Here is a 13923-nt window from a genome sequence, read left to right as displayed (position 1 = left end):
AAACAGAAGGATGATTTGATGAAGATAAAAACGAATACTCTACGGAAATTATTCTTTGTATTTTTTAAAATAAGTCCGATTACATTTGGTATAGGAAAGGAGAGTTCTAAACATAAGCTAATTTAGTGTGAATTATATAAATATACACGGCTGTTTGTAGAGGTGTGGCAATGCTTTTATTTTGCTTATTTTGGAACTTTATTATAATAGGTAGTCTCTCATTTGGTGGTGGATATGCAGCTTTACCACTTATAGATAGCCGGGTAACAAGCCAAGGTTGGATGACAACTGAACAACTAACAGATGCTATTTCAATTTCTGGTATGCTACCTGGATCAATAGGTATGAACGCTGCGATATTTGTTGGATATAAAACCGCAGGATTTGTGGGGATAATAGTTGCAACAATAGGAATGATACTACCTTCATTTATTATAATTTGATTTGACGAACAGGAGTCGATTGCGTTCAACACACCTATGGTACTGTAGGCTATCATCCGATGGTTTATTTCTATGATGGGTTTAGTTTCGATTCATTTATCTGGGCTGCACATCTTGAACTATGCAAGCTGAGGATATGGGTAACTATATTACTGAAGCAGTGCTTAGAGGTAAGGAAGCTGTTATGCCTATTACAACAATGGGCGGATGTTATGCGAAGGTCGTTTGCATGGTATTGGACATTTATATGAATCTGCATTACAGCTACGAGGTCAAGCAGAAAAATGCCAATTACCAGATGTCAACAATGGTGTTATTGCGGTTGGAGGATATAATAGTAAAGGCTTATTTGCATTACAAAACTTAGAAAATATAAAGGTTTAATATATTTAATTGTCACTTTAGTATTTAAACCGATGGAGGATGATGAAAATCAGCACAAGTATATCTGAAGAACTAGTTAATAGATTGAAAAGCATGGTTGAAACGGAACTCTACAAAATTGAAGGATATCCATTAGAAAGGGGTAAAATTCGTGAGTTTGCTAGAGCAATCAAAGAGGATAATCCTATTTTTTATGAAGAAGAAGCTGCGAGGAAATTGGGTTTTCGTTCTGCCTCTTCTTACCTATAGTCAAACTCACACTTTGATGCATATACCGGATTCTATATAGGTGGCTAACTTAATATTGCAATACACGAAATATATTCATTACTAAGAATAGAAGTAAATTAAAAGAATACTACGCTATATATTAGCGGAAAATATTTTAATGAAAAAAGGGGATGTAGAGATGTATTTTGAACACACAGACAAAGTCAAAGAATTAGAAGAGAAATTAAATGAATTTATGGAGGAGGAAATCTATCCAAATGAAAAAACTTACAAAGAACAACTAAACGAAGGGGGAAATCGTTGGAAAGCACCTCAAATCATGGAAGAATTGAAGACAAAAGCTAAAAAACAAGGACTATGGAATTTATTCCTACCAAATAGTGAATATGGTGCAGGTTTAACCAACCTAGAATATGCACCACTTGCTGAAATTATGGGGAGATCATCCATTGCATCAGAGGTTTTTAACTGTAGTGCTCCTGATACAGGAAATATGGAAGTTCTCGTTCGCTTTGGAAGTGAAGATCAGAGGAAGAAATGGTTAATTCCTTTATTAAATGGAGAAATTCGATCTGTATACTCTATGACAGAACCAGAAGTTGGTTCATCAGATGCTACTAATATAAGTACAACAATAGTAAGAGAAGGCGATGAGTACGTTATTAATGGAAGAAAGTGGTTTTCATCTGGTGCCAATGACCCGAGATGTAAAATTGCAATAGTTATGGGTAAATCGAACTTTGAAGGTTCGAAACATAAACAACATAGTCAAATTCTTGTACCACTAGATACCACTGGAGTGAATGTTAAACGCTATATACCTGTTTTAGGTTATGACGATGCACCACATGGCCATGCGGAAATTGAATATAATAACGTTCGCGTTCCTGCTTCAAATTTATTATTAGGAGAAGGTAGAGGTTTTGAAATTTCTCAAGGGCGCCTTGGACCAGGTAGAATTCACCATTGCATGAGAACAATTGGAATGGCTGAAAGGGCACTTGATTTAATGATTGAACGTGTTAAAAATAGAGTTACATTTGGAAAACTATTAGTTGATCAAGGCGTCATTAGACAATGGATTGCTGATTCAAGGATGGAAATTGAACAAGCACGGCTACTAACCTTAAAAACTGCTTATATGATAGATAAAGTTGGTGGTAAGAATGCTAGAAAAGAAATATCTATGATAAAAGTAATTGGTTCTCAAATGGTAAGTAAAGTTGTTGATAGAGCAATTCAATCATTTGGAGCTGCTGGTGTTAGTGACGATACACCTTTGGCATATATGTATGCACGAGCACGCGCACTGAGACTTGGAGATGGACCAGATGAAGTACATTGTGAAGTAGTTGCAAGATTGGAGTTAAAGGGGAAGTAGTTTTGGGTTGAAAAATAGTCTCACAGAGGATACTCCTAGAGTGTGAATCCTTATAAAATACCTGATAAGTTCCATATAATGAAATTGGTAAATGGAGTGTAGTTCAGGTAAAAAAATGCGCAGTTGGCACAACAAATTTTAAAGTAGTCAAGCTAAATGTTGCTTGAAAACCAAACAGGAAGTGCGTATCGTATAAAATTATCTCTGCAAAAGATGTGCGCCATGACTACGTTACCAGGTAGAGCCTATAATTTACAATAGCTGAATAACTAAAAAAAATTGTAAGATAGTTTGTCACCGAAAGACGAAGGCATCGCAGACAGGTTCAAGCTGTAAAAAGAAAAGCCCGTGGACATCGTACAACTGATAAATATCTTGCCATCCCTTATCCCTTAAATGCTAAAGGTTGTCAAATGCTCTCCTTGACTATCTATAAAGCACCTAAGAGAATACTGCTGGCAAATAAGGTGTGATAATTTCAACCATGGGTTATTTGTTTCTTAAACATTAAATAGCAAGCAGTCATTAAAACCTTATAAATGTTAGCGCTTGCATACCAGAGGCGGATTGTAAGACTAAGAAATTTTAAGAAGAGAGGGGGGCTTATGAGTTTGAATATTCACAATCGCAATCAATGAGGATTTCAAAATCAATACAAATAGTAATGAGAACAATAGCGGTAAAGTTTATCTATGAAAATCAAATAAGAAGAGGTGGTTTGATAATATGAAAAATAAACTTATTTTATTTATATCTATATCTATAATGATTTGGGCTCTTATAGGGTGCTCTCAATCAAAGGGTTCAGAATCAGTAGCTGACTCAGAAGAAAACTCCGGTACGGAAGAACAAGAACAAAATGCGAGTAGTGATTACCCTAACAAACCAATAGAGGTAATTATTCCTTTTCAAGCTGGTGGATCCACAGATTTAGTTGGACGAGTTATTGCAAAACATGCAAGTAAATATTTACCAAATGAGCAAACGATAGCAATTATTAATAAGCCAGGTGCTACAGGTACAGTAGGAATGACCGAGGTTCAAAATGCAGACCCTGATGGATATACTATTGGGTTAGCTACTATAGGTGCCTTGTCAATGGAACCTGCGATGGGAAATACTGTTTATTCTCATGAAGATTTTAGTCCAATAATGAGTTTAACTGCAGCTTCTCCTATCTTGCTGGTTAAAGCTGATGCGCCATGGGAAACATATCAGGAATGGTTAGAATACGTAAAAGAAAATCCAGGAGAATTTAAATATGGATGGGGTGGACTTGTTGAAAGAATTCCTATGGAAGTTATAAATCAACAAGAAGGCTTAGAAACTACACCTGTTGTCTATGATGGTAGTGGTGAATCTACCACAGCTGTTTTAGGTGGACAGATTGATGGAGCAATAATAGGGGATTCGTCCTTTGCAAAATCTTTTATTGATTCTGGCGAGATGCGTGGATTATTAATACTTAATAATCAGAAACCTGAGTCATATAGTGATATTGATATACCAATAATTACAGATATAGAAATCGAACTTAATTTGAATCCTTATGTTGGTTTCGTAGGACCAAAAGATATACCAGAAGACTATATAAATATTCTCCATGACGCTCTTCAGAAAACTCTAGATGATCCAGAAGTTACTGAGGAGTTACAGAAACTAGGGGTTGAAATCAATTACGGTGACCCTGAACAGTTCGGTGAAAACATTAATAGTTCTTATGAAACTACAAAACAAATTCTAGAAGATATCGGCATGATTGAATAATTAGCTCTTATATTCAATGAAAATATCACGTATTACTTTAAGGTGTTTTATGGGATATAAAATGGCTCGCTAATTGGTGTGTCGGATAAAGAAAAACAATAGAAACATAGTCGGTTTTACATGGAGCCAGGGTGGCATGACGAGTTTTATGGCCGATATGAAGAGGAACTGGCTCACGCAGAGAAATTCTATCATGCCAGATACTCCATGTAAAACCTCTTATTTTAACAGCCACTCTACCTATAGCAAGGGGCTATAAAATTTATGTTAGAAGGTTGGTGCAATAAATGAATATAAGATTAGCAAACTATCTATTTACACTTTCCTTAATCCTTATAACGATTGGATATTATTTAATATCAATAAATATTAAGGAAGGATTTGATCCTTCACCAATTGGACCTAGTTATTTTCCAAACTTACTATCTGTTATATTAATTATCTTTTGTCTAATAAGCTTATTCCAAACATATCGAAAAAAGGATAAAGAAAAAATTAGTTTGCCTAATAGTAAATACGTGATAACTACATTTATAATAACTGTTTTTTTTGTATTGAGTTGGGTCTACCTAGGTGTTTTCTATCTCAACTTGATCATTTTTCTGTTTGCTCTAATGATGCTTTATACAAAAAAATATGGGAGGAAAAAAAATATTGTAATAAATGCATTGATTGCTTTATTTTTAACGATAATGGTTTATCTCATATTCGGGAAAATATTAATGATTACTTTTTGATAACTTTTGGTCACGCATGTCTAGTTAAATAATTCTTAGAAAGAAGGGTGAGAATTGGATATTTTTGGGTTTGATATACTTACTCTCTTTACTTTAACTAATTTGATTGCTATTTTATTAGGAACATTTGTAGGTATCTTATTTGGTTCAGTACCTGGTCTTGGAATAGCGCTAACTCTAGTCTTATTATTACCCATCACTTATAATATGGAACCTGTAGCGGGAATTTTATTACTGCTAGCAGCTTTTCAGGGAGCTGAATATGGTGGATCCATCTCAGCAATTATGCTTAATATTCCTGGAACAGGTGCTGCGATAGTGACAACATTTGACGGACATCCTCTAGCAAAAAAGAGTTCTCCTGGGAAAGCTTTAGGATATTCCTTGGTGGCGTCAACCATAGGTGGACTAATTGGTGGGATAGCTTTAATCTTTTTATCAGTGCCTTTCGGAAAATTCGCACTACTCATATACGATCCTGAGTATTTTCTGCTTGCTCTTCTGGGTCTTATAGGTGTAATTTTTATGGGAACAGAAAAAGATAGGGTGAAAACTGTAATATCTGTTGTATTGGGATTAATGGCGGCGACAGTAGGTATGGATCTATTCACAGGTGCATCCAGATTTACGTTGGGTCAACCAGCTTTATTTGAGGGTATTAATGTTATTGCATTAATAATAGGAATGTTTGCGATTTCAGAGGTTATCGTACTAATTAGTGAAGAATTGCATAAGAAATTTAAAGCAAAAGATAAAAAAGGATTAAGCACAAGGATGTCTTTTAAAGATATAAAAAGTGTTGGTAAACCAACAGCTATAGGCTCAATTATAGGTGTTCTTATTGGAATATTCCCAGGTATGGGATCAGGTACTAGTTCGGTATTCTCTTATTCGATAGCAAAGAAAATATCTAAAAGCCCCGAAACATTTGGAAAAGGGAATCCTGAAGGTATAGCTGCAGCAGAGTCAGCAAATAATGCTACAGTTGGTGGAGCTCTAATACCTCTATTTACTTTAGGCATTCCTGGTTCGGTTGGGGTTGCAATTGTAATGGGTGGTTTTATTATCCATGGAATTCGACCTGGCCCAGGATTACTTCAGGATGATTCTAATTTAGTTTATGCAATCTTTTTTGGGTTTCTTTTAACAACTTTAGCAATGTATCTAATAGGAAGATTGATAACACCACTATTCGCGAGGATTGTAACTATACCGAATAGTATACTAATACCTGCTGTATTATGTGTTTCTCTCATTGGTGTCTATGTATCAACAAGATTGCATTTTTACTTATGGTTTGCGCTAGGTTTTGGATTGTTTAGTTATGTTTTTCGTAAATTGGGCTATTCCATGGTTGGTTTTATTATGGCTTTTATTCTTTGTCCAATAATCGAGAAGAGTTTGCGTAGAACTTTGGTATTAACGGATGGGAGTTATTCTATTTTTGTTACAAGAGGTTATTCACTTGCTATAGTTTTAGTTATTCTAGGTGTTATTGTATTCTTCATTATTCAATGGAGAAAGGATAGAAAAAATAAAAGTGGAGAAATAATTGAAAGTGAGAAGGTAATTTAGCATCCAATTAAATCTAAATAAAGTATTTTTATGAATCAATTGACGTAAAGGGTAGAGGATGTATATCGATTATACAGGGTGAATATAGAATGAAAAATGAAATGGTAACTCTATTACAATTATTTTTGACATTTCTTAAAATAAGTCCAATCACTTTTGGGGGGGGATACGCTACACTCACTTTAATTGAAAAAGAAGTAGTTCAAAAGCATAAGTGGTTTACTTCTTCAGAAATTATAAACATGTTAGCTATTGCTCAAACAGCACCAGGAGCTGTTTTAGTTAATTCGGCAATAATTATTGGCTACCGTGTAGCTGGAATTAAAGGATTGATTTCTGCGCTGTTGGGGAGCATTCTTCCCACTTCAATTATAGTAATCATGATATATACTTCGTTTAAAGTTTGGGGTGATAACCCGATTGTTAAATCAGCATTTCATGGGATCTCCGCAACAGTAATTGCAATGATATTGTACGCTGGTTATACTGTTGCGAAAAAGGTTTTTCATAATACAACATCAATATTGATTAGTGTAATTAGTTTTTTTGTATTACTAATCTTTAATATCAATCCGATAATTGTAATTCTATTTGGTATAACGTGTGGAACTACGATTGGAATAGTAATTACAAAGAGAAATGCTAAAGACAAAAAAGAGAGTGAGACCTAAAGTTTAGAGGGATAAAAGTGATTTATATTCAATTGTTTTGGACCTTTTTTATTATTGGTTGTTTTTCCTTTGGAGGTGGATATGCTATGTTACCTCTAATTGGGAAGGAAGTTATTGATGAAGGTTGGTTAACCTCTTTACAAGTTAATGAGGCATTTGCTCTTACGGGGATGTTACCTGGTTCAATAGCAATTAATAGTGCATCTTTGATAGGGTATCAAAAAGTGGGTTTATTAGGAGTTATCCTAACAACTTTTGGTATAGTGTTACCCTCCCTAATTATATTAATATTAATTGCAAAACATTATAAACGCTTTCAAGAACTTCGCTATGTTTCAGATGCAATTAATGGAATAAAGCCAGTCGTAGTATCACTTATATTCTATTCAGCAATTAAATTTGCTATTAATATGAACATTTTTACAACTGAAATCTCTTGGAATAACTTATTTTTTCTATTATTATTATGTGTGTCTTTTATCTTAATGCAGACTGAGAGAATTCATCCAATAGTAGTTATATTTATATCGGCGATAGGAGGGATAATTGTATTTTGAAAAGATTGAATATTCAATAATGAGGTTAATTTATTGATAAATGAATTCCGCACCATGTGCTGCATCCAGAAGGATTTTATCGAACTGCGTAATGGTATACAGAGGCATATGCTAGAGAAAAGGATGGATCAAGAAATCACTAACTCGGTAAATGCCGAGATTCTATATTAATTATTAGGGAGAAATAATGTTTCAAAAGTGGTTTGAGGTTTATCAACAGAATATGCTACTCCCTGTCCCTAGATAAAATATAATAAACTATAAAAATGATGCATTGATTTGCAGTTAGAGGGATTATTTTGAATTATATAGATTACCAATTAGTAGATAGAGTAGCGGTTATCACTCTAAATCGTCCACAGGCATTAAACGCACTTAGTGATGATTTAAAAAAGGAATTATTTTCAACGATTAATCAATCCTTAAAAGATGAAACAGTACGAGTTATAGTTTTAACTGGTGAAGGAAAAGGCTTTTGTGCTGGTGGAGATATAAAAGCCCAAGCAACCAGAGACAATAATGCTATTGAAAGAAGATCTATATTTAAAGAAATGAACAATATGATTAGAGCTGTCTATCAATCTCCAAAACCAATTATTTGTGCTGTTAATGGTTTTGCAATAGGTGCTGGATTAGGACTTGCTTTGATGGGGGATTTAATTGTGTCTTCTTCCAAAGCTAAGTTTTCAGCCCCATTTATAAAATTAGGATTAGTATCTGATGCAGGAGTTTCCTATATGATGTCAAGAAGAATTGGATTAGGGAAGACAAAACGCCTTTTGCTTACAGGTGAAAGCATTAATGGTGAACTCGCTGAAAAGTGGGGATTAGTTGATTGGTTGGTTGAACCTGAAGAGTTAATGACCACTACGTTAAAAATAGCGCGAGATTTAGCAAACTCATCAGAGATTGCGGTTGATATCATAAAATCCATATCAAATAATATCCAAGATGTATCTTTTGATGTTGCGCTTGACCAAGAAATGTCAAATCAAATTATGTGTTTACATTCATCAGAACATAAAGAGAGAGTTAAAGCTTTTGTAGAAAGTATAAAGAAATAACGAAAAATATAATAGAGTTGAGAGGTGGAAAAATTTCAACTATGGCACGCTACTTTGTCGATGGAAAGATTTGTTTATTCAGAAGAAAATGTAGTTGTAATCCAAGAAAGGATTATGAGAGGTGCCAAAGTGAAGTTCCCTCTAATGTTAGGTAGTCAAATAGAGAACATAAAATATTTAAGTTGAAATTTTTTATATGAATATCTAAAGAGGGACGGAATCCTCTCGCAATAATAAAGTAGCAGATATATTCGGAGGGATAAAATCATGATTGAAATAGATAGGGTAAATAGTATAAATACAATAAACAATATTTTCAATGCGAAGTCGATAGCAATAATAGGAGCGTCAAAAGACTTAACAAAAGTAGGTGGACGTCCTATTCATTTTTTGCTGAAACAAGGATATAAAGGAGAGGTTTATCCAATAAATCCTAAATATGATAAAATCGGTGGCCTAAAAGCCTACGGAAGTATATTAGATGTACCTAGTTCAGTAGAAGTAGCAATTTTAGCACTTTCTGGAGCTAGAATTATAAAGGGAATCGAAGAATGTGCTAAAAAGGGAGTTAAGACAGCAGTTATCTTTGCGGGCGGATTTGCGGAAGCTGGAGAAGAAGGAAATAGAATTCAGAATGAACTATTAAATATAGCAAAACAAAGCAAAATGCATATAGTGGGTCCTAATTGTTTAGGTGTTGCTAATCTTACTAATGGTACGATACTTAGTTTTGCTGAAGTTTTTGGTAGTTCCATAAAAGTAACGGGGTCAATTGGTTTCGTTAGCCAGAGTGGTGGAATTGGATTTAATATATTAGATCACGCTCAATATGAAAAAGTTGGATTTAATTACTGGGCAACTACAGGAAATGAGGCTGACCTTGGATTCTTAGACTTTCTAGAATATATGGTAGAACTACCAGAAGTTAAAGCTGTTGGTGGTTATATTGAATCCTTGAAAGATGGAAAAAGGTTTAGAGCAATTGCTAATCGAGCACGGAATCTCGAGAAACCTATTGTAATGTTAAAAGTAGGTACTACCGAGACTGGTCAAAAAGCAGTTACTTCACATACAGGAGCTCTAGCTGGTGAAGACTCATTATATAGTACTGCTTTTAAACAAGACGGTGTTATTAGAGTGAAAGACAGAACAGAGTTGTTAGATACATTGAAACTTTCTGTAAGTAATAAAAAACCAAAAGGAAACAGAATTGGAATACTAACTGGTTCTGGCGGAAATGGAATTATGATGGCAGATGCTGCAACAGAATATGGATTGGAAGTAGTGCCTACTTCAGATGAAATAAAAGAAAAATTAAAGAATAAATTACCATCATTTGGATCTGCTCAGAACCCTATAGATGTTACTGCTCAAGTGATGAATGATCCAAGAATTTTCAAAGAATGTTTTGAACTGTTATTACAAGAAGAACGCTTTGATTCAATTGTTGTGGTCTTAGGTGGATTAGAAGGATTTATCGAGGACTTAAAAGATGTTATACTCCAGTCCGATAAATTTGTATGCTTTGTATCACCTGTTAAGTCACAAGCTGCATTTGACGTAGCTACAAGTTATAATATTCCTTACTATGAGGATATAACAAGATGTGTAAAGGCCTTATCAAAAGTTACAGAAATTGGTCTGAACTTTCAATCTCGTATTAAAATAGATGAGGATAATTTAGAAGATTTAACTCAAATTGATTCCCGACTATCAAATTTTAATGGTGCTGTAAGTGAATGGGATACTAAACAACTATTAACAAAGTTTATTACTACACCAAATGGAGGGATTTCCTATAATGAAGGTGAAGTAGTAAATGTAGCTAGAAAAATAGGTTATCCAGTTGTTATGAAAACTAATTCTAATAAAATATCGCACAAGAGTGATGTTGGTGCAGTGAAAATCAATATAAAAAACGATGAAGAGGCTAAAGTTGCATTCACTGAAATAAAGAATAGTGTTCAAAGGTATCTAAACAGTGTTGACTTTGAGGGGGTGTTAATAGAAAGTTTTGTATCAAAAGAGGGAATTGAAGTAGTAGTTGGATTTAATAAAGACCCTGTTTTTGGTCACTCCATTACATTCGGCCTAGGTGGAATATTTGTCGAACTATTGAAAGATGTTACTACGAGGGTGCTTCCAATAGATAAGAAAGAAATCAAGACATTATTAAGAGAAGTTAAAGGGTGGCCTTTGTTGGAAGGGTATCGAGGGGATAGTACTTACGATATTGATGCTCTTTCTGATACCATTTTCAGAGTATCAAAATTTGTGGAACAAAATTCTAGTGAAATTCAAGAATTAGAGTTTAATCCAATTAAAGTTTTACCTAAGGGCGAAGGAGTAATCGCTTTAGATGCATTATTAAGAGTGAATCAAGAATAAAAATGGTTATAAAAAAAGACATAAGGAGAGAATGATATTGAATACAAGAGAAAATTTATACAGTGAAACGATACCAGTAAGAAAAGGTGCAGAAGTTGATATAAGTAAATTAGAAGGATTTTTAAAAGAAAAGATACCTAGTTTACCGAATGAACCTCTAGTTGTAGAACAGTTTGCTACAGGTAATTCTAACCTAACTTATTTGGTTCGGATTGGAGAATGGGAAGCGGTTTTGCGCAGAGCCCCAGCAGGACCCGTAAACCCAAAAGCACATAATATGGAAAGGGAATTTAACATCATTAAAGAGGTAAATCCGGTTTTTCCTATGGCGCCAAAACCGTATTTATTTTATGATGATAATTCCATAGTCGGTGCACCTTTTTATGTTATGGAACGTAGAAATGGGTTTTTGTTAGAGAAAGTAATAAAAGAAAGTGATGATAAGCCACAGTTATTTCAGTCTATATCTCAGAATATGGTAGAGACTATGGCATCTTTACATCAAATAAATTATAAAGATACAGGATTAGTAAATATGACACGTCCTGAAGGGTTCTTAGAAAGACAAGTTACAAATTGGATTAAAAGATATGATGACGTAAAAACCGAAGATTATTCAGGTGTTGAACAATTAAAAGCATGGTTAATTAAACATTTACCAACTTCACCATCTCCGTCAATTATCCATTATGATTTTCATTTCAAAAATGTAATGTTTAATAAGGAAGATAATAGCAAAATTGTTGGAGTATTTGATTGGGAATTATCGACTGTAGGGGATCCTCTTGCTGATTTAGCAACTGCTATTATCTTTTGGTTAGAGGAAAATGATCCAATAGAATTAAAAGAAATTAGTGGAAACCCCATTACTATAAAACCCGGTTTTTACTCAAGAAATCAATTTATCGAAGAATATGCTAAAAAAAGTGGCCGTGATGTTTCTAATATGAACTATTATTTAACTTTTGCCTACTTTAAAAATTCAGTTATCGCACAACAAATATATTATCGCTATAAGAGGGGATACACTCAAGACGATCGTTTTATAAATCACCACAGACGAGTAAGGGCATTACTAGAAATGGCAATGAAACAAATATAATTTTATATACCATAGCACTAGCGTTGCATTAATTAAAACCAAATATTAAAAATACCCAAAATCTTCACTAATTTAGTGTTTTGTAAAGAAAAAGTCCTTTATAATGGATATAGTCAGGTGGTAACCCGTCCAAATCCAAAAATAAAAGGACCAAACTCATGGACAAGATTACACCAAAAACTTCATTTGGACAATGGTTTTCATCAATAAATCTTCAATTATTTGAAGACAGTGTGAAAACCATGAAATTAGATTACTATACGAAAAAATTAACATAGACGATTTATGAATTTGTATATATTCTAAAACATTCCTGAAATTGCATAAATAGGGGTGCAGTTAGGAATGTAAACTAAACTGTGAAAGTAAGAGAGCGTATGACTCTTACTTCATAGTTTAGTTTTTTATCTATTGACTAAGTCAAAGCGAGATAAGAAATCAGCTAAATAATTAGCAAAACAGATTCTAGTAAGCTAGCAACCAAAGACCGTAGAAGACAGAAAGGACACAGAGTTATTTGTGGATCTATGTTTGAAGCTGTGCTATAGGGTGAAATGAATAATCATTTAGAGACGTTTCTGCGATGAATAAAGTGATTTCAATGTATGCACGTGGGATGTCTGAGAGAGATTTTTCTTCAGCCATAGAGGGAATCTTTTCTTTAGCTCATGAAATGGTTTTGGATATTACCCAGGTTCTTCCTTAGTCGGAGGATGGTTAAATGAGACAGAAAGCAAGAACGAATGGATACATAGAATTTAAATTAAAGTATTAGAAGTCAGCCGAAGCCATAGTAGTGATGAACATCATGAAAATAAATTACCTAAAATGGTTGCAGCTAGCGCACTTTTACTTGGAATGCGCTTGATAATCTCCATGGGTCTAATGTCAGGAGAGCCTCGTCTTTTGATTTGTGCCCCAGAACAGTATCAATTTCTCAATGACCAAATTCTTCCTTGTCTCGATAGATTCTGGACATTCCTCAATACTCGTTCCAAGCACCTTTTTGTTCTTACAAGATTTGGAAGTCTTTGTAGAACGGTGAAGTTTCAATGGCAAATCCATATTAATTACCGATAAAATCCCTTCATCTATCCAGTTATACAATGTCTTTGTGGAAGGGATATATTCGATGGTGTATCCTAAAAAACGGCATATTTCTTTGTTTCATATTGAATGCGAATGGTTGTATACATACAATCTGCAAATACAAACGCATAACAGTTACTTAATGAACGAGTCTGCCTTTCAGGAAGAAGCTGCTCGATAATATCGGATTCCATTTCATGAGAAACAGAAAAATCATAAATGTTGTCAATCCTTGAAGAAATATCTCGTTATGACATCCCACGTGCATACATGGAGATCACTTTACTCTCAAACGCAAAGACGTCTTTTTTCGTTTCGGTATTAGTTCAGGATTAAAGGAACCGTCGTGATCTCGTGGCACATCCACTTCACCTTAACTCGCTTTGATGGTTTTCTTTCTATACCATTCCGTCTGTTTTCTGTCTCTTTCTCCTCTTTATCGAATCAGAGCCTACCGTCCGATCTCCTGTTTAATGCATAATAAAAGTACAGAGTATTGCAACCAAAATGTTAGAAGGTTGAACAAATAAAAAA

At 34.2% G+C, this 13923-nt stretch carries 12 protein-coding genes and 3 pseudogenes; 14 read left to right on the top strand and 1 reads right to left on the bottom strand.

Features of this window, described 5'->3' with window-relative positions; all coding sequences use genetic code 11:
• The first annotated feature begins 170 nt into the window (after positions 1-170).
• The 14 genes and pseudogenes from ACFOUV_RS06705 to ACFOUV_RS06640 form a co-directional block, all read left to right on the top strand.
• Positions 171-443, top strand: coding sequence for a chromate transporter (locus tag ACFOUV_RS06705; RefSeq protein ID WP_379496020.1), 273 nt, complete (start codon positions 171-173; stop codon positions 441-443).
• Positions 444-650: 207 nt separating this feature from the next.
• On the top strand, positions 651-827 hold the full coding sequence (locus tag ACFOUV_RS06700; RefSeq protein WP_379496019.1) for a hypothetical protein: 177 nt from the start codon (positions 651-653) through the stop codon (positions 825-827).
• Positions 828-866: 39 nt separating this feature from the next.
• A complete protein-coding gene (locus tag ACFOUV_RS06695) occupies positions 867-1076 on the top strand; it encodes an FAS1-like dehydratase domain-containing protein (RefSeq protein WP_379496018.1) in 210 nt (69 codons plus the stop codon).
• A gap of 160 nt (positions 1077-1236) precedes the next feature.
• The gene (locus ACFOUV_RS06690; RefSeq protein WP_379496017.1) at positions 1237-2439 is read left to right on the top strand and encodes an acyl-CoA dehydrogenase family protein; all 1203 of its coding nucleotides are present in this window, start codon (positions 1237-1239) and stop codon (positions 2437-2439) included.
• Positions 2440-3165: 726 nt separating this feature from the next.
• Entirely contained in the window at positions 3166-4206 is a 1041-nt protein-coding gene (locus ACFOUV_RS06685) for a tripartite tricarboxylate transporter substrate binding protein (protein ID WP_379496016.1), read from the top strand.
• 287 nt (positions 4207-4493) lie between these two features.
• Positions 4494-4943 carry a tripartite tricarboxylate transporter TctB family protein gene (locus ACFOUV_RS06680; RefSeq protein ID WP_379496015.1) on the top strand — a complete coding sequence of 150 codons (450 nt, stop codon included), beginning with the start codon at positions 4494-4496 and terminating at the stop codon, positions 4941-4943.
• Between the two features lie 54 nt (positions 4944-4997).
• Positions 4998-6518, top strand: coding sequence for a tripartite tricarboxylate transporter permease (locus tag ACFOUV_RS06675; RefSeq protein ID WP_379496014.1), 1521 nt, complete (start codon positions 4998-5000; stop codon positions 6516-6518).
• A gap of 89 nt (positions 6519-6607) precedes the next feature.
• Positions 6608-7189 (top strand): chromate transporter, encoded by a 582-nt coding sequence (locus ACFOUV_RS06670; RefSeq protein WP_379496013.1) that lies wholly within the window; start codon positions 6608-6610, stop codon positions 7187-7189.
• Between the two features lie 17 nt (positions 7190-7206).
• Positions 7207-7746: a chromate transporter gene (locus tag ACFOUV_RS06665; protein WP_379496012.1), complete on the top strand. Its 540-nt coding sequence runs from the start codon at positions 7207-7209 to the stop codon at positions 7744-7746.
• A gap of 299 nt (positions 7747-8045) precedes the next feature.
• Entirely contained in the window at positions 8046-8810 is a 765-nt protein-coding gene (locus ACFOUV_RS06660; protein WP_379496011.1) for an enoyl-CoA hydratase/isomerase family protein, read from the top strand.
• A 267-nt stretch (positions 8811-9077) separates the two neighbouring features.
• Entirely contained in the window at positions 9078-11198 is a 2121-nt protein-coding gene (locus tag ACFOUV_RS06655; protein ID WP_379496010.1) for an acetate--CoA ligase family protein, read from the top strand.
• Positions 11199-11229: 31 nt separating this feature from the next.
• Complete coding sequence (locus ACFOUV_RS06650; protein ID WP_379496009.1) at positions 11230-12300, top strand: phosphotransferase family protein; 1071 nt, start codon at positions 11230-11232, stop codon at positions 12298-12300.
• Between the two features lie 158 nt (positions 12301-12458).
• A pseudogene (locus ACFOUV_RS06645) lies at positions 12459-12575 on the top strand (IS4 family transposase); the annotation flags it as partial.
• A 293-nt stretch (positions 12576-12868) separates the two neighbouring features.
• Positions 12869-13003, top strand: a pseudogene (locus ACFOUV_RS06640) (IS256 family transposase); the annotation flags it as partial.
• Between the two features lie 442 nt (positions 13004-13445).
• On the opposite strand, the pseudogene ACFOUV_RS06635 reads toward ACFOUV_RS06640, so the two are convergent.
• Positions 13446-13830, bottom strand: a pseudogene (locus ACFOUV_RS06635) (transposase); the annotation flags it as partial.
• Between the last annotated feature and the right edge of the window lie 93 nt (positions 13831-13923).

The organism is Oceanobacillus longus, from assembly GCF_042650085.1.
Classification (GTDB): Bacteria; Bacillota; Bacilli; order Bacillales; family Amphibacillaceae; genus Oceanobacillus; species Oceanobacillus longus.
This window is presented reverse-complemented; position numbering and strand designations above follow the sequence as displayed.